Origin of the sequence: Ruminiclostridium cellobioparum subsp. termitidis CT1112, assembly GCF_000350485.1 — a bacterium.
GTDB lineage: Bacteria > Bacillota > Clostridia > Acetivibrionales > DSM-1351 > Ruminiclostridium > Ruminiclostridium termitidis.
In genome coordinates this window covers 86,266-105,381 of record NZ_AORV01000018.1, presented here as the reverse complement: position 1 = coordinate 105,381, position 19,116 = coordinate 86,266, and the positions used below count along the sequence as shown (strand labels likewise).

Sequence of the window (19,116 nt, the reverse complement as noted above, 5' to 3'; positions counted from 1 at the left end):
TGTGTTCGCAAATATTAAGTTTAATTTAAAGAGCACAGCACAGAATGTCACAACACCTGTAACCCATAAGACGGGCGGAGCTTTTGGCGACGGCGCTATGAACAAGATAAATAATGTCACCAAGACAGACGGCAGCGTTACCATTTCAGTTCCCAGTACCTTAAATCCAAGCATTACTCCTGTAACCTCAACTTTTGTTCAGGGTGCAGCGGCCGATATAACTGTAACCCTCACTCCTAACGGCAATACCTTCAAGGGAATAACCGGTCTGGTACAGGGTACCAATTATACTGTATCGGGTAATACCGTAGTGATTTCAAAGAATTACCTCAACACTCTTACAGCAGGTACAAAGGTGACTTACTTTTGATTTTGGTGTAGCATCCAATCCTAATTTAACTATTACCGTAACCTCGTCAGTAGGTACACCTGCAATAACTCCTGCAGCTGCTGCCTTTGACAAGTATGTGCCCGCTGATGTCACAGTAACACTGACACCGAACGGAAATACCTTCAAGGGGATAACCGGTTTGGTACAGGGTACCGACTACACTGTATCGGGTAATACTGTAGTTATTTCAAAGAACTATCTCAATACTCTTGCAATAGGCACAAAAACACTTACCTTTGATTTCGGAGTAACAGCCAATCCTGTATTGACATTAACAATCAAGGATTCCAAGCCACAGTTCACCGGCCTGGGTGTAACCATAGGCACAGCTGCCGGCAAAACCGGGGATACTGTATCAGTACCTGTTACACTGACAAATGTATCAAAGGTTGGAAATGTTGGAACATGTAATTTCTATATAACCTATGATCCGAATCTGCTGGAAGCTACAACAGTTTCGGCCGGAAATATAGTAAAGAATCCCGCCGTTAACCTGTCAAGTGCCATTAACAGCAGCACCGGCACTATCAGCGTAGTATTCCTTGACAACACAATCGGAAACGAGCTGATAACAAGCGACGGCGATATTGTAACAATCACTTTCAAAATAAAAGGAACTACCAGCCAGACAACACCTGTTAACTTCAAGACGGGCGGAGCTTTTGGTAACGGCAGTATGTCAAAGATCACAGACGTTACATATGTAAACGGAAGTGTTAAATTCTAATCCGGTTTCTTAAATTATGAACAGCCCTGCTGTATACAAAGGCATACAGCAGGGAAAAAACTACAGGCTGATTCAGGCAAAACTGAACCGCCTGTAATCAAACACATTATTAAGGAAGGTGAAAGAAATGAGAAAAAGAATAAAAAAATTTGGCTCTGCGGCTATTGCAGCTGTCATGACCCTGTCGGTGATGGCAACTACAAGCATCTCTGCAGCTGCCGGTCCGGTTAATACCGAATATCAAAATCGTTTTCAAACCATGTATCAAAAAATCAAGGATCCTGCAAATAAATATTTCAGTCCTGAAGGTGTTCCTTACCATTCCATTGAAACATTGCTGGTTGAAGCACCTGATTACGGACATGTCACCACAAGTGAAGCCTTTAGCTATTACATGTGGCTGGAAGCTATGAATGGAAGATTTACCGGTGATTTCTCAGGCTTCGGAAAGTCCTGGGACATAGCTGAAAAATACATAATTCCATCAGCTCAGGATCAACCCAATACCAGCATGAGCAAATACGATGCCAACAAGCCGGCAACATATGCTCCTGAATGGGAATTGCCAAGTCAATATCCGGCAAGACTGGATACAGGTGCACCGGTAGGAAGAGATCCTATAAACAGAGAACTGGTTTCAGCATACGGCAACAATATGATATATGGAATGCACTGGCTTCTGGATGCCGATAACTGGTACGGCTACGGACAAAGAGCCGACGGAAAGAGCAAACCTTCATATATCAATACATTCCAAAGAGGTGAACAGGAGTCAACCTGGGAAACCATACCTCAACCCTGTTGGGACGCTATGAACTTCGGAGGTAAAAACGGATTCCTTGACCTGTTTACAGGTGATAATTCCTATTCAAAACAATTTAAATATACCAATGCTCCCGATGCCGATGCCCGCGCAGTACAGGCAACCTACTGGGCAAACCTGTGGGCAAAGGATCAGGGCAAGGATGTCAGCCAATATGTCAGCAAGGCATCAAAAATGGGTGACTACCTTAGATATTCCATGTTTGACAAGTACTTCAGAAAGATAGGTTCGCCGTCTACCGCCGGTACAGGCTACGATGCCGCACATTATCTCCTTTCCTGGTACTATGCATGGGGCGGAGGAGTAGGCTCCGACTGGGCATGGATAATAGGCTGCAGCCACAACCACTTTGGCTATCAGAATCCTCTGACTGCCTGGGTACTTTCAAATGATGCAGCATTTAAGCCAAAGTCAACCAACGGTGCAAGCGACTGGTCAAAGAGCTTATCCAGACAAATTGAATTCTACCAGTGGCTGCAGTCTGCAGAAGGCGCAATAGCCGGTGGTGCCAGCAATTCATATAATGGACGCTATGAGACCTGGCCTTCCAATGTTTCAACCTTCTATGGAATGGGCTATGAAGATAATCCCGTATACGCCGACCCAGGAAGCAACACCTGGTTTGGAATGCAGGTATGGTCAATGCAGCGTATGGCTGAGTACTATTATCAGACAAAAGATGTAAAAGTTAAGAATTTACTGGACAAGTGGGCAAAATGGGCTAATTCCGTTATAAGGTTTAACTCTGACGGCACATTCCAGATTCCTAACGAGATTGGCTGGCAGGGTCAGCCCGATACCTGGAACGGCACATACACAGGAAATCCAAATCTTCACGTATCAGTAGTAAGCTACGGTACCGACCTTGGATGTGCATCCTCACTTGCAAATACTCTTGCATATTATGCAGCCGCATCAGGAGATACAACCTCGCAGAACAATGCCAAGAAGCTTTTGGACAGCATGTGGAATAACTATCAGGACAGCAAGGGTATCTCAGTGCCTGAAAGCCGTTCCGATTACCATCGTTTACTTGACCAGGAAGTATATGTTCCCCAGGGTTGGTCCGGAACTATGGCCAACGGTGACAAGATTCAGCCCGGCATCAAGTTTATAGATATCCGTTCCAAATACAAGCAGGATCCTGACTGGCAGAGAGTTGAAGCCGACCTGAAAGCCGGAGTCAATCCTACAATGGTTTACCACCGCTTCTGGGCCCAGAGCGAATTTGCAATAGCAAATGGTGTTTATGCAGTCTTGTTCCCGGCAGCAGTCGATGTTTTAAAGGGTGACGTAAATAACGACAAGTCTGTAGACGCTCTTGATCTGGCAGTGTTGAAAAAATTCCTGCTGGATGGATCAGCAACAATCAACGTAGAGAATTCCGACATGAATAGTGATGGAGTTGTTGATGCTATTGATTATGCCCAATTAAAGATAAAGCTGTTAAACGCAGGTAATTAATTTAATTAACCGGTAAATAGCTAAACTGTACCCATTAAGTCCGGACATGTATGTGAAGTTGATTTCCTGTACTATCCGGGCTTATGGGTTACAGAAAAACAAATAAATAAAGGTTTAAGGTATAAGACATGATCAGAAAATTTAAGTATAAAAGAATTAAAACTCTTGTTATTGCTTCACTGTTCTCACTCAATATATTTTCGGCATGCCTGCCGGCAAGTGCAGCGGCTGATAATATGCCTTTTCCCTATGATTCCAAATATCCCTACGGTACTTTCAGTTCTTTGGCTGACAACCAGTCAACTGCCGATCAACTGTTGCTGACTGAATGGGAGCAGTGGAAGAATGAGAGGATAACAACAAGTGGAGCAAAAGGTTACAAAAGGGTTCAACGGGATGCCTCCACAAGCTTTGATACCGTTTCGGAAGGTCTTGGATATGGTATGATTCTTGCAGTTTACTTCGGGGAGCAACCTTTGTTTGACGATTTATACAGATATGTAAAATTGTTTTTGAACTCAAACGGCTTGATGTCCTGGCATATTGACTCCAGCGGAAATATTGTGGGCACGGATGGTATCGGAGCTGCAACCGATGCGGACGAGGATATTGCCATAGCCCTTGTATTTGCACATAAAAAATGGGGATCAAACGGGTCAATACAGTATGAATCCGAAGCAAAGAACTACATAAGCAAGATCTTTACTAAAATGGTTGAACAGGGTACTTACGTATTGAAGCCCGGAGACACTTTCGGGGGTTCAAACTGTACCAATCCATCCTATTTTGCCCCTGCCTGGTATAGAATCTTTGCCGATTTTACAGGCAACACTGCGTGGAATAACGTGGCCGACAAGTGCTATGAGATTGTGGACAGGGCAAAGAACAGCAATACAGGTCTTGTTCCTGACTGGTGCACTGCAAACGGTACACAGGCAAGCGGACGGGGTTTCGATTTTAAATATGATGCCATCCGCTACCAATGGAGGACTGCCATAGATTACAGCTGGTATGGAACTCAAAAAGCCAAAACAAATTGTGATCAGATATCCAACTTTTTTAAGAACATCGGTGTTTCAAACATAAAGGATGGGTACACAATTTCAGGAAGCCAGATAAGTTCCAACCATTCGGCAACCTTTGTCAGCTGTTGTGCCGCATCAGCGTTGACAGGCGAGGATGCCACCTATGCCAGAAATATTTATAATGAGTGTATAAGAGTCAAAGACAGCGGTAACTACACTTATTATGGAAATTCGCTGAGATTGATGGCACTTCTGTATACTACAGGTAACTTCCCAAACTTATATAAATATACCCCTCAACAAGAATTAAAAGGTGATGTCAACAATGATAATACCGTTGACGCATTGGATTTTGCCGAATTAAAGAAGGCCGTTCTCACACAGGTGTTCACTAATATAAATGTTTCAAATGCTGATATGAACAGTGACGGCAGCATAGACGCAATTGATATTGCACTGCTGAAACTAAAGCTTCTTAATTAATGGCTTTAAACTTTTCTAGGAGTGATAAATATGATTAATATTAAAAGAAAACTGAGAAGATTGGCAGGGCTTGCCCTGACATTTTCTGTAATGGCTTCGGTAATACCGCTAAACGTTACCTTCGCGGCTCCAACCTATAATTACGGGGAGGCTCTCCAGAAGTCAATCATGTTTTACGAATTTCAACGTTCCGGAGTCCTTCCGGCCGACAAGAGAGATAACTGGAGAGGTGATTCTGCGCTGAAGGATGGCTCTGATGTGGGAGTAGATCTCACAGGAGGCTGGTTTGACGCCGGTGACCATGTAAAGTTCAATCTGCCCATGTCGTATACGGCTTCAATGCTCGCATGGTCGGTATATGAAGATAAGGATGCCTATGACAGCAGCGGCCAGACAAAATATATAATGGATGCCATAAAATGGGCAAATGACTACTTTATTAAATGCCATCCGTCGGCAGATGTATATTACTATCAGGTCGGCGACGGAGGCAGGGATCATGCCTGGTGGGGTCCGGCAGAAGTAATGCAGATGGCCAGGCCTTCATTCAGAGTGGACGCTTCAAAACCCGGCTCGGCCGTGTGTGCCGAAACAGCGGCTTCTCTGGCATCTGCGGCGGTAGTATTCAAGGACAGCGATCCTGCCTATGCCGAAAAGTGCCTGAAGCATGCAAAAGAGTTGTTTGCGCTGGCTGACAGAACAAGAAGTGATGCCGGCTATACAGCCGCATCCGGTTTCTATACTTCCGGAAGCTTTTACGACGACCTGTCCTGGGCGGCAGTATGGATCTATCTTGCTTCAAAAGACAGTTCATATCTGGACAAGGCAGAATCCTATGTTCCAAGCTGGGGAAAAGAACCCCAGACAGATACCATCTCATATAAATGGGGACAGTGCTGGGATGATGTTCATTACGGTGCGGAACTTCTGCTTGCAAGGATCACAAATAAGCAGATCTACAAGGACAGCATTGAAATGAATCTGGATTTTTGGACAACCGGAGTAAACGGCCAAAAAATCACATATTCACCTAAAGGTCTCGCATGGCTGACCCAATGGGGTTCCCTGAGACACTCAACAACCCAGGCTTTTTTAGCTGGTGTCTATGCTGAGTGGGAAGGCTGTACGGCATCAAAAGCAGCTGTATACAAGGACTTCCTGAAAAAGCAGGTAGACTATGCCCTTGGCAGTACCGGAAGAAGCTATGTTGTGGGCTTTGGCCAGAATCCGCCTCAGCATCCGCACCATAGAACAGCTCACAGTTCATGGACCGATCAGATGAATTCTCCTACCTACCACAGGCATACCCTCTATGGAGCACTTGTGGGGGGACCTGACAGCAGTGACGGTTATACCGATGAAATCAGCAATTATGTAAATAATGAGGTGGCTTGTGACTATAATTCAGGTTTTACAGGTGCTCTTGCAAAACTGTATAAGCAATATGGAGGAACTCCCATTGCAAATTTCAAGGCCATTGAAACAAAAACCAACGATGAGGTCATTATAAAGGCCGGTGTGAACTCCAGCGGCCCGAATTACACCGAAATCAAAGCACTCGTATACAATCAGACCGGATGGCCTGCAAGGGTGACAGACAAATTATCCTTCAAATATTTTATGGATTTGTCTGAGATTGTTGCAGCCAACATAGATCCATTGAGCCTTGCAACCAACTCCAATTATGCGGAGGGTAACATAAAGGTCTCAAAAGTTCTGCCCTGGGATACGGCTAAACATATCTATTATGTAAATGTTGATCTGGCGGGTGAAAACATATATCCGGGCGGACAGTCGGCCTGCAGAAGAGAAGTACAGTTCAGAATTTCAGCACCGCAGGGTACCAGCTATTGGGATCCTAAAAATGACTTTTCATATAAGGACTTGCCCTCCAGCAGTACTGTGGACACCGTTCAAAATATACCTATTTATGACAATGGCGTGAAGATTTTCGGTAATGAACCTCCAAAGGGAAGCGGCGGAGAATTCATACCGGGCGATGTCAACGGGGATAAAAATGTGGACGCGTTAGATTTTGCCGCCCTGAAGTCATACTTGTTGTTCGGCGGTCAAAGTATCGACCTGAAAGCTGCCGATATGAACCAGGATGGAAATGTGGATGCCCTGGACATTGCTCTGCTTAAGCAAAAATTGCTTGCAAGCTGAATGTAAAAAATAAGTTTTAAAGCCTGGCCTGCGCAATTTATGCCGGGTCAGGCCCAAAAAATACAAAAACGAGGAGGTAAAGACAATGAGGTTTTTCAACAAGGTTGCGATGGTTCTCGCACTGGTAATTCTGCTGTCTGTTTTTTTTAGTTCCTCTGCATTTGCAGTGGTAGGTGCAGGAGATATTATCAGAAACCACACCTTCGACAACAACATAGGCCTTCCATGGCATGTGGTCGAATCATACCCCGCCAAGGCAAGTTTCGAAATCACAGATCAGGGCAAGTATGTAATAAAATGCGAAAAAATAGGGCCCATGGGAACAGGGGAGAGATGGGATTTACAATTCCGTCACAGGGGTCTTACCATCGAGCAGGGACATACTTACACTGTACAGTTTACTGTCACAGCCAACAGGGATTGCAAGATTTACCCCAAAATAGGTGATCAGGGAGATCCATATGATGAATATTGGAATTTGGATCAGCAATGGCATTTCCTGGAATTAAGAGCCAACACACCAAAAACCGTAACCCAGACCTTTACAATGAATAAGGGCACAAAGAGCAATTGTGAATTTGCATTCCACCTTGCTCCTGAAAAAAATACTGTATCACCTGAAAATTACCAGGCTACTACTTTTACATTTGATGATATTTATGTAAAGGATCCTCAATTCAAGGGGTATCCGGATGAGATTCCAGAACCCACCAATGCTGTCCGTTTAAACCAGGAAGGATTTTATCCCAACTCAGCAAAGGTTGCAACTTTGGTATCCAGTTCGACAACTCCTGTGAACTGGACGCTGGTTAACAGCCAGGGTACTGTTGTCGCACAGGGTCAATCGACTGTAAAGGGTGCTGATCACGCATCCGGTGACAAGGTGCACGTTATTGATTTTTCATCCTATACTACTCCGGGCACCGGCTATAAGCTGAGAGCAGCCACAGCTGATGTGACCCCGGCAGAAAGTATGCCGTTTACCATCGGCAATGACATCTATACCAAGATGAAATATGATGCAATGAAATATTTCTACCATAACAGAAGCGCCATAGAAATAAAGCTGCCGTACTGTGACCAGGCGCAATGGGCCCGTCCTGCAGGACATCCCAGTGATATCCTCCAGCCTGATCCCACAAAGGATTACAAGGCAAATTATTCACTTGACGTTACCGGAGGTTGGTACGATGCAGGCGACCACGGTAAATATGTTGTAAACGGCGGTATATCAACCTGGACCGTAATGAATTCCTATGAACGCGCTTTATACTTAAATGGCAATACAGCTGTCGCTCCTTTCGCAGACGGTACCTTAAACATACCTGAAAGCGGAAACGGCTGGCCGGACATACTTGACGAAACACGTTACAATCTGAAGACTTTATTGAATATGCAGGTACCGGCCGGAAATGAACTGGCAGGTATGGCACATCATAAAGCACATGACGAGCGCTGGACAGCTCTTGCAGTACGTCCCGACCAGGATACCATGAAACGTTATCTGCAGCCGCCAAGTACTGCTGCTACGTTAAATCTGGCCGCAATAGCTGCACAGGGTTCACGTCTCTGGAAGCAGTATGATGCCGCTTTTGCAAGCAAATGTCTTACTGCTGCCGAAACAGCATGGAACGCAGCTGTAGCTCATCCTGCAATCTATGCAAGTATGGAACAGGGACCGGGCGGCGGTGCCTACGGAGATAATTATGTTCTGGACGATTTCTACTGGGCAGCCTGTGAATTGTATGCCACTACCGGAAGCGCCAAGTATTTGGATTATATTAAGAGTTCTCCTCACTATCTCCAAATGCCAACCGAATTGGTGGGCGGTGAAGACAATGGCCTTACAGGTGCATTTGACTGGGGAAATACGGCAGGCTTGGGCACAATAACACTTGCTCTTGTACCCAGCAGTCTCCCTGCATCTGATGTTGCTACAGCCAAAGCCAATATACAGGCTGCGGCAGATAAGTTTATTTCCATAGAAAATGCTCAGGGTTACGGTGTGCCTATCGAAGAAAAAGTAATTTCTTCTCCTTTCGACGGTTCAACTGTCACCGGTTTCCCATGGGGGTCAAACTCCTTTGTTGTCAATGAGGCTATTGTAATGTCCTATGCTTATGAATTCAGCAACAGACAAAATGCCAAGTATATCAACGGCGCGGTTACTGCCATGGACTATATTCTGGGACGTAACCCCAATGTCCAGAGCTATGTAACAGGTTACGGGGATAACCCGTTGGAAAATCCTCACCACCGTTTCTGGGCATATCAGGCCGATAATACTTTCCCAAAAGCACCTCCAGGATGTCTGTCAGGTGGTCCAAATTCCGGTTTGCAGGATCCATGGGTTAAGGGTTCGGGCTGGAAGCCGGGAGTAAGACCCGCTGAAAAATGCTTTATGGATAATATTGAATCGTGGTCAACAAACGAAATAACTATCAACTGGAATGCTCCTCTCGCATGGATGAGCGCATATCTGGATGAACAGGGACCGAATATAGGTTCTGTTGTAACAATAAGTCTCGGTGACTTGAATAAGGACGGAGCAAAGGATGCTCTGGATTTCGCAGCATTAAAGAAGTATTTGCTGACTCAGGATTCAACAGGAATAGATCTTGCAGCAGCTGATCTGAATGCAGACAAATCCATTGACGCAGTTGACTTTGCAATATATAAGCAGTATCTGCTGGGTATGATCACCAAATTCCCTGCAGAAGGCTAGTTTCGGGTAAGGATATTGAACTATAGAAGTTCTTGTGTATTTGGGCTTCTATAGTTCTTGTCCTTCATTACAAAAAACATTAGAAGCTATATGGAAATCGATTAACATATTTCATAACTATTTGTGGCCGCTATTGCGGCTCAAAGCCATAATATGGCTTTGGAGGTCAATATGAAAAAAATATTATTAGGAATTGTGATAATAATTTGTATTTGCGTTATAACAATCTTCGGGGTCAATTACATGTCTGCATCGGAAACGGCAAAGGTTTCGGATGTTAGTGCAAATCAGGCAGCCACAACCGTTATCCAGGCTTCAGGAGGAGAATCGGAGATTGAGATCGGTTCAGGAAACGGAACAGGCGGTTCTACCGTAACCATTCCCGTAAGTGTGAATACTGTTCCTGAAAAAGGTATCGGAAGTTTTAATTTCAATATCAAATATGACACCGGCATCCTTGAAGCCGTTGAAGTGAAACCAGGTGCTGCGCTTGTAAGTGAAGCTGATTTTGATTATACAATCAACAATGAAACCGGTACCGTCACTTTTCTTTTTGCGTGCAGCAATAACGGAAAGGACTCGGTGACAAAACCGGGAGTTATTACAAATTTAAGTTTTAAGATTAAAGAGAACGCCAAAAAAGGAGTAGCCGCAATAGCCAGCGATACCTCCGGTGCGTTCGGGGATACGGCATTTAACAGGATAAATGCCGTATTTAAAGAAGGCGGAATAAAAGTTGATTAAACCACTTTAAATTTAAAGGCAGGTGGTATAAATGTCTTTCTCGGCAAAAAAGAGAAAAATTATTATAATTTTCACATTTATCCTTGCAATAGCTTTTATATTACAGGTTCAAATGGTTTCAGCCCAGGATGCGGCTGACAACTCTGACGATTATCTGCATGTCAGCGGAAACAAAATCTTTGACAAATATGGTAACCAGGTAAGGTTAACCGGTATAGCATGGTTTGGCTTTGAGACTCCAAATGAGTGTTATCACGGAATTTGGAGTCAAAAAATGGAGTTTATACTTGATACGGCGGCAGATAACGGCTTCAATCTGCTGAGGGTGCCATTATCCTTACAACTGGTGAACCAATGGCGTAAGGGAATATATCCTCAAACAACAGCTGTCAACATTTTTTACAATCCCGGCCTGGAAGGCCTGAATACCCTTGAAATTCTTGACGCATCCATTGCCTACTGTAAAAAAATAGGACTAAAGGTAATGCTGGATATGCATAGAACGACCAATTCATATCAAACCGGTCTCTGGTATGGGAATTCCTTCACAGCTGAGGATTTTGAAGCCAGCTGGAAGTGGCTGGCAGAACACTATAAAAACGACGACACCGTTATCGCGATGGATCTATTCAATGAACCGTATGGGAAGCCAACTGCAGCCGATGGTGCAAAATGGGACGGTTCAACGGATAAAAATAATTGGAAATACGAAGCCGAAAAGGTTGGAAAGGCCATCCTGGATATCAATCCAAATCTGCTTATTGTAGTTGAGGGTGTTGAAACATATCCATATGAGGGTTATACCTATGCGGAAAAGGATGAACACAAATACTATTATACCTGGTGGGGAGGCAATCTCCGGGGTGTAAGGGATTATCCCGTCAACCTGGGTTCCCGTCAGAGCCAGCTGGTTTACTCCCCCCATGATTACGGGCCAAGTGTCTGGATGCAGTCCTGGTTCCAGGGTGATTTTAACAAGGATACCCTGCTGAGAGATGTATGGGGTCCCAATTGGTACTATATCAACGGGGAAAATATTGCTCCTGTACTGGTTGGAGAATGGGGAGGCAGAATGGACAAGGGGATCAATGAAAAATGGATGACTGCATTGACTGACTTTATAGAAGATACCGGAATCAGCCATACTTTCTGGTGCCTGAATTCCAACTCTGCCGATACCGGCGGGATTTTCCTCGGAAATGAATTTAATGAAATAGACATGGAAAAGCTGGCCCTGGTCCAGCGTTCCCTGTGGAAGAATACAAACGGCAAGTTTATAGGACTTGATCATAAAATCAACCTTGGAAAAACCGGTACACATGTGGGTGCCGGTTCTGAAATCCAAACAGGAGATGTTAACAGCGACGGAAATGTAAATGCTCTGGATCTGGCAGTCTTGAAAATGTATTTGCTGGGGGGCAGCACATCTATTGATAGATCAGCAGCAGACATGAACAGCGACGGCAGCATTGATGCTATCGATATGATACTTCTCAAACAGCTGCTGCTGGGGAAGTAATGTGTTCATCCTTTCAGGAAAAATTCCGTGATAAATGCATTTATATAAATCAGACAGATTAAATTGATCAAATAAAGAAACATAACAGGGCGTTATGTTTCAGGTCCAAATATATAGCAGCAAAGGAGTGATTATCTTGACATTAAAAAAATATCTTCAAAAGACAATAAGTTTTGCCACCACAGTGGCCATTACCGCCACTTTGTTCACAGGCACAGGTGTTTATGCCGCGTCTTCGACTCCTCCTTTCAATTATGCCGAAGCACTGCAAAAATCATTATATTTCTATGATGCTGAAAAGTGCGGTCCCGGAATAACGGGAGGAAAGCTTGAGTGGCGGGGCGACTGCCATGTTGAAGACAGCCAGGTCCCCTTGATTCCTAAAAACAAGGATTCTGTGGGCACCAACCTTTCCCAGGCATTTATCGACAAAAACAGGGCGGTTCTTGACCCTGACGGCGATGGAACACTGGATCTCCACGGGGGATTTCATGATGCGGGAGATCATGTCAAGTTCGGATTGCCGCAATCATATACCATTTCGACTCTGGGCTGGGGTTTCTATGAGTTCAGGGATTCCTTCAAACAGATAAATGAAGAAGAACATATGATTGATATCCTCAAATGGGGAAATGACTATTTGCTCCGTTCAACCTTTCTTGACAAGAATGGTGAAGTGGTGGCCTTCTGCTACCAGGTTGGAGAAGGAAACATAGACCACAACTGGTGGCAGCCCCCCGAACTGAATCAAAAGGAGAAGGTTCAGCGCCCCGCATATTTTGCAACTTCCGAAAATCCCGCAAGTGACCAGTGTTCGGGAGCTGCTGCCGCACTTGCAGTCAACTATCTGAATTTCAAGGACACAGAGCCGGCATACGCAAAGAAGTGTCTGGACACTGCGAAGGCCCTGTACAAATTTGCGGTTAAATACCGTGGCTGCGGATATTCAGGCGGTTTTTACAATTCGTCCTACGATGACGACGAAATGTCCTGGGCAGCCGTATGGCTGAATATCGCCACCGGAGATCAAGCTTACATAAATGACATCACGGCTGTGGGCAGCGACAGACGTTATACGGGATATTTGAAAAAGATTATAAATGCACCTGAAGATAACTGGCAGAATATTTGGGTCCATTCATGGGATACGGTCTGGGGCGGTGTTTTCGCAAAATTAGCCCCCATCACAAATACCCAGAGAGACTGGTATTTCTTCAGATGGAACCTTGAATACTGGTCGGGAATACAGCATGAAAATCCCAGTGACGGAACTTTCATGGCAGGTACTCCAGCCGGCTTCAAGGTTATAAATACCTGGGGCTCGGCAAGATATAATGCCGCAGCGCAGTTATGCGCAGTGGTATATACCAAATATGCCGGAAAACAGGATGTATCCGACTGGGCCAAGACCCAGATGGATTACATATTGGGGGATAACCCCATGGGCAGGAGTTATGAAGTAGGATATTCGGACATTTCTGCAAAACACCCGCACCACCGGGCAGCACATGGTTCAAAAACACTCAGCATGCTGGATCCCAAGGAACACAGGCATACTTTGTGGGGGGCGCTGGTAGGTGGTCCTGATGCCACCGATAAACATGTGGACGAGACCACAGACTTTGTATATAACGAGGTTGCCATTGACTACAATGCAGGCTTCGTGGGTGCACTGGCAGGGCTGTATAAATATTACGGCCAGGGCCAGAAACCTCTGGCAGATTTCCCTCCCAAGGAGCCTGACAGCGTGGATTTCTATGCAGAATCAAAGCTGGAACAGGAGAATGCCGAGAGAACGCAGATTACTGTTAATATCCATAATGAAACCAGCAGACCTCCTCAATTCGTCGACGGCTTAAAGCTGAGATATTTCTTTAATATCTCCGAAATGCTCAGTGCAGGCCAAACAATAAAGAATGTGGATGTTCAGGTCATGTATGACGAAGCCGGTGTCATTGACGGAAAAGCTGCGGCAATAAAGGGACCCTTTGCATGGAATGAAGCCAACGGAGATTACTATATCGAAATCGACTGGAGCGGGAATTCTTTCTACGGCGACAGGGAATTTCAATTTGCATTGGTTGCCGCTCAGGACTCCAATTGGAAGACTCACTGGGATACAACCAACGACTGGAGCAGAAAAGATATTACAAAGACCTATGCTGTAAATGAGAGAATATCAGTCTTTAAGGGCGGCGTAAAAATGTTTGGGCAGGAGCCTTCCTCCGGAGGAACAGAAATAAAGCCCGGGGATTTGAATAAAGACGGAAATGTTGATGCTCTTGACTATGCATTATTAAAGAGATACCTGCTTGATCCCACTACCGAGGTTGATTTAAGTGTATGGGATCTGAATAAGGATTCGGAAATAAACTCACTTGATCTCATAGCATTGATGAGACTTTTACTTGCTAATTCGTAAACTACAAATTTTAACGAGGAGGTATAGTTATGAAAAAATGTATCGGTTTGGTGCTCTCAGCAGTACTTATAATCCTTACGGCTATTCCATCGTCAGTTTCGGCGGCAGGAACAGTAAAACTTGGTGACGTGGACAATGATAATCAGGTTTCGGCTCTCGATCTGGCAGCTGTAAAACAGCATTTATTAGGCACATCCGTACTTACCGGAAATGCGTACATAGCTGCTGATGTCAATGCCAATGGAGAAGTCGAGGCATTGGACTTTGCCGAAATAAAACAATATTTGCTAGGAAAAATTACAAGGTTTTCCGGGGAGCAGCAGCAAACAGGCATCGGAATTACCTGGATGGACGGAAAGAAATTATATCCTGTTGGGGTCAATTACGCATGGTACAACTGGTCCTATGAGTTTTCGGACAACAACTGGGCATCAAATTTTGCAAGGATAAAGAGCGATATTGATACAATGTCCACCAAGGGTGTCCGTGCGCTCAGGTGGTGGGTATTCCCAGATCTGGCTTACGGCCCTATCTGGTCTGGTGCAAATGAAGGCAGCCTGTGCACCGGCCTTCCTGACAAATGGGTGGACCATATGAAAGAGACCTGTGACTATGCCCTTTCAAAGAACGTAAAAATTTACTGGACAATTACAAGCTTTGACTGTGCCAGAAATGATGACTCCGTTGATCATGACGATATCATTGATAATCCTGTGGTTCTTCAGAGCTTCCTTGATAACGCAATGAAACCCATTCTTCAGAAATTGGGAGATCACCAGGGTGTAATGGGCTGGGATATCATCAATGAACCTGAGTGGATAGTAAACAAGGCCGATAACGGCGAACCCAACGGAAAAGGCGAAAGCTTCCCCCTCTCGGCAATGAGAAATTATATTAAAACTACATGTGCCTACATACATCAATATGCAAAGCAGCCTGTCAGCTTCGGAAGTGCCAATATGAAGTGGCTGGGTGCTCAATATGATCTGTGGGACGATTTGGGTCTCGACTTCTATGATTTCCACTGGTATGACTGGGCAACCCCATACTTTAACCCGACCACAACTCCTGCATCAAGTCTGAACCTGGACAAGCCCGTAATTATAGGCGAAATGATGCCGGATGCTAAGAGCTCATCCCTGGGAATGACCCATAAACAGGTACTGGACGCCATTTATAAGAACGGCTATGCCGGATATCTGCTGTGGTCCTGGAACGATGGAGCCTATGACTGCAAACCTTATATCGGGAATGACTTCATAGATTTTGGAAGAGAGCATTCAGATGTTGTACGGTAATATCAAAATACGAGGGAGTGTTAAAATTGAAAAATAAATTTACTAAATTAGGTGCGTTAATTCTGAGCGGAGTTTTAGTATCAACTTCGCTGCTTCCGGCCGGCAGTGTTTTTGCAGCAGCAAATCCTGACTATTCAACTGCCTTCAAGGATTCAATAATTTTCTACGATGCCAATAAATGCGGTAATGATGCAGGAGTAAACAATTTCTTTGATTGGAGGGGCGCCTGCCATACCCATGACGGCAGTGATGTGGGCCTGGATCTGACAGGCGGCTATCATGATGCGGGAGATCATGTGAAGTTCGGACTTCCCCAGGGATATTCAGCTGCTGTCCTGGGCTGGTCGTTTTACGAATTCAAGGACGTATTCGATTCAACGGGAAATACTGCAAAAATGCTGGGACAGCTGAAATATTTTACAGACTATTTCCTGAAATGCCATCCAAATGCAAATACTTTTTATTACCAGATAGGTGAGGGGAATGAGGATCATACCTATTGGGGCGCACCTGAGCAGCAGCCGGGAAACAGACAGACATTGTACAAAGCCGATGCAGGCAGTCCCGCTTCGGATATTCTGGGCGAGACAACTGCAGCGCTTGCTCTTATGTACCTGAATTACAAAAATATTGACTCTGCCTATGCAAATAAGTGCCTGACAGCCGCAAAAGAACTGTATGCCATGGGAAAGGCCAATAAAGGCGTAGGCAACGGGCAGTCCTTCTATCAATCCACCAGTTATGGGGATGACCTGGCCTGGGGGGCCACATGGCTTTATACCGCAACCAATGACAGCAGCTATATAGCTGACGCCGAGCAGTTTATCACCATAGGAAACACCATGAACGAAAACAAACTGCAGGATAAATGGACCATGTGCTGGGATGACATGTACCTGCCGGCAGCTTTCAGGCTGGCGCAGATAACCGACAAGCAGATATACAAGGATGCTGTGCAGTTTAATTTCAACTATTGGAAAAATCAGCTGACCACAACACCCGGCGGTTTGAAATATCTTACCAACTGGGGTGTACTGCGTTACGCAGCTGCCGAATCAATGGTAATGCTGATATACTGCAAGCAGAATCCTGACCAGTCACTGCTCAATATGGCCAAAAGTCAGATTGATTACATACTGGGTAATAATCCTGCAAATATGTCCTATATCATCGGTTTCGGAAACAAATGGTGCACCCATCCGCACCACAGGGCGGCCAACGGCTACACATATGCCAACGGTGACAACCTTAAACCTGCAAAACACCTGCTTACAGGTGCTCTGGTGGGCGGCCCCGATCAGAGTGACAGATTCCTGGACGACGCTTCCCAGTATCAGTATACAGAAGTGGCCATAGACTACAATGCAGGTCTGGTAGGAGCATTGGCAGGCTCCCTCAGGTTTTTCGGAGGAGTGGTACCTCCTGTATTAAAAGGAGACCTGAATAATGATAAAAATGTTGATGCTCTCGATCTGGCAAGTCTTAAAAAGTACTTGCTGACACAGGACGGCAATGGCATAAATCTTTCAAATGCCGACATGAACAGTGACGGTATTGTGGATTCCATTGACTTTGCACTTTTAAAGAAAGCTTTGATGTAATATGACGGCCGGAGCAGTTTTTGTCTTATAAACAAATAATCAAATACTGCTCCGGCTTTTTACAAAATAATTTTCTTTTGTGAAAGGAGTTTGGATAATTATGAATAAACTAAAAAAAGTAATTTCTCTGCTTTGCACATTTGCCATTATTATTACGCTGGGTTTTGCAAATACCAGCCAGGTGTATGCCGCCGCCAGCAATAACGACGACTGGCTGCACTGCTCAGGTGATAAAATTTATGATATGAATGGTAATGAAGTCTGGCTGACCGGTGCCAACTGGTTTGGTTTCAACTGCAGTGAAAATGTATTTCACGGGGCCTGGTATGATGTTAAAACCATTTTGACCAGCGTGGCAAACAGAGGAATCGGGCTGTTAAGAATACCCATTTCAACCGAACTTTTATACAGCTGGATGTCCGGTAACCCTAACAAGGTTTCAAGTGTTACGGCGTCAAATAATCCGCCCTATCATGTATGCAATCCGGATTTCTACGACTCTGCCACCGGCAAAACCAAAAACAGCATGGAGATTTTCGACATAATTATGGGCTACTGCAAGGAACTTGGAGTAAAGGTGATGATAGACGTACACAGTCCGGATGCAAACAATTCGGGGCATATGTATCCTCTCTGGTATGGTCTGAGCACCTCCACGGCAGGAACAATAACCACCGATAAATGGATAGATACTTTGGTATGGCTGACCAACAAATACAAAAACGATGATACCATTCTGGCCATGGACTTGAAAAACGAACCACACGGAAAACGCGGCTATGCCAAGGAAACACCTACTGATATTGCAAAATGGGATAATTCTACCGATGAAAATAATTGGAAATATGCTGCCGAGCGGTGTTCAAGGGCTATCCTGTCGGCAAATCCGAAACTCCTGGTTGTCATCGAAGGCGTTGAACAATATCCCAAAACTGAAAAAGGATATACTTATGATACCCCTGATGTCTGGGGTGCCACCGGTGATGCTGCGCCCTGGAACGGCGGCTGGTGGGGCGGAAACCTGCGGGGAGTCAAAGATTACCCTATAAATTTAGGTTCCCTGAACAGCCAGGTGGTATACTCTCCCCATGACTACGGGCCTTCGGTATACAATCAGTCCTGGTTTGATAAGGATTTTACCACCCAGACCCTGCTGGATGATTACTGGTATGACACCTGGGCATATATTGACGACCAGAAAATCGCGCCGCTTCTGATCGGAGAATGGGGTGGCTTTATGGATGGCGGTAAAAATCAGAAATGGATGACTTTACTGCGGGACTATATGATCAAGAACCGTATAAACCATACATTCTGGTGTATCAACCCTAATTCCGGTGATACCGGAGGATTGCTCGGCAATGACTGGTCAACCTGGGATGAGGCCAAATATGGATTGTTAAAGCCGGCACTATGGCAGTCTAACGGAAAGTTCATCGGGCTTGACCATCAGGTACCCCTTGGTTCAAACGGAATTTCACTGGGGCAGTATTACGGTACACAAAATCCTGTTGTATTAACCGGAGATGCAAATGACGACGGATTAGTCGATATGCTGGACTGTGCCTTAATTAAACAGTACATTTTGAACCCCGACACAATAATCAACAAACAGAATGCAGATATGAATAATGACGGGGAAATAAACTCCATCGATTTTGCACTTCTGAAAGCCAAAGTACTCAATGGCTAAAACATTATCATATCATTATATGAAGGTATAAGGAG

Annotated in this window: 12 protein-coding genes; all 12 read left to right on the top strand. The window is 44.8% G+C overall.

What is annotated here, in order from left to right:
• The coding region (locus CTER_RS28695) for a X2-like carbohydrate binding domain-containing protein (RefSeq protein WP_004623810.1) at positions 1-370 on the top strand (370 nt) is incomplete at its 5' end.
• A 97-nt stretch (positions 371-467) separates the two neighbouring features.
• A complete protein-coding gene (locus CTER_RS28690) occupies positions 468-1,118 on the top strand; it encodes a cohesin domain-containing protein (protein ID WP_004623822.1) in 651 nt (216 codons plus the stop codon).
• A 127-nt stretch (positions 1,119-1,245) separates the two neighbouring features.
• Positions 1,246-3,405: a glycoside hydrolase family 48 protein gene (locus CTER_RS04020; RefSeq protein ID WP_004623851.1), complete on the top strand. Its 2,160-nt coding sequence runs from the start codon at positions 1,246-1,248 to the stop codon at positions 3,403-3,405.
• Between the two features lie 128 nt (positions 3,406-3,533).
• On the top strand, positions 3,534-4,913 hold the full coding sequence (locus CTER_RS04015) for a glycosyl hydrolase family 8 (protein ID WP_004623846.1): 1,380 nt from the start codon (positions 3,534-3,536) through the stop codon (positions 4,911-4,913).
• Between the two features lie 30 nt (positions 4,914-4,943).
• Complete coding sequence (locus tag CTER_RS04010; RefSeq protein WP_004623817.1) at positions 4,944-7,079, top strand: glycoside hydrolase family 9 protein; 2,136 nt, start codon at positions 4,944-4,946, stop codon at positions 7,077-7,079.
• 85 nt (positions 7,080-7,164) lie between these two features.
• Positions 7,165-9,804 carry a glycoside hydrolase family 9 protein gene (locus tag CTER_RS04005; protein WP_004623852.1) on the top strand — a complete coding sequence of 880 codons (2,640 nt, stop codon included), beginning with the start codon at positions 7,165-7,167 and terminating at the stop codon, positions 9,802-9,804.
• Positions 9,805-9,975: 171 nt separating this feature from the next.
• On the top strand, positions 9,976-10,548 hold the full coding sequence (locus CTER_RS04000) for a cohesin domain-containing protein (RefSeq protein WP_004623782.1): 573 nt from the start codon (positions 9,976-9,978) through the stop codon (positions 10,546-10,548).
• A gap of 31 nt (positions 10,549-10,579) precedes the next feature.
• Positions 10,580-12,067: a cellulase family glycosylhydrolase gene (locus tag CTER_RS03995; RefSeq protein WP_004623784.1), complete on the top strand. Its 1,488-nt coding sequence runs from the start codon at positions 10,580-10,582 to the stop codon at positions 12,065-12,067.
• 94 nt (positions 12,068-12,161) lie between these two features.
• Positions 12,162-14,489, top strand: a complete 2,328-nt coding sequence (locus tag CTER_RS03990) for a glycoside hydrolase family 9 protein (protein ID WP_004623824.1) — start codon at positions 12,162-12,164, stop codon at positions 14,487-14,489.
• 29 nt (positions 14,490-14,518) lie between these two features.
• Positions 14,519-15,787, top strand: a complete 1,269-nt coding sequence (locus CTER_RS03985) for a dockerin type I domain-containing protein (RefSeq protein WP_004623799.1) — start codon at positions 14,519-14,521, stop codon at positions 15,785-15,787.
• A gap of 26 nt (positions 15,788-15,813) precedes the next feature.
• The gene (locus CTER_RS03980) at positions 15,814-17,388 is read left to right on the top strand and encodes a glycoside hydrolase family 9 protein (protein ID WP_004623847.1); all 1,575 of its coding nucleotides are present in this window, start codon (positions 15,814-15,816) and stop codon (positions 17,386-17,388) included.
• Positions 17,389-17,488: 100 nt separating this feature from the next.
• Positions 17,489-19,081 carry a cellulase family glycosylhydrolase gene (locus CTER_RS03975; protein ID WP_004623837.1) on the top strand — a complete coding sequence of 531 codons (1,593 nt, stop codon included), beginning with the start codon at positions 17,489-17,491 and terminating at the stop codon, positions 19,079-19,081.
• Positions 19,082-19,116: the final 35 nt, after the last annotated feature.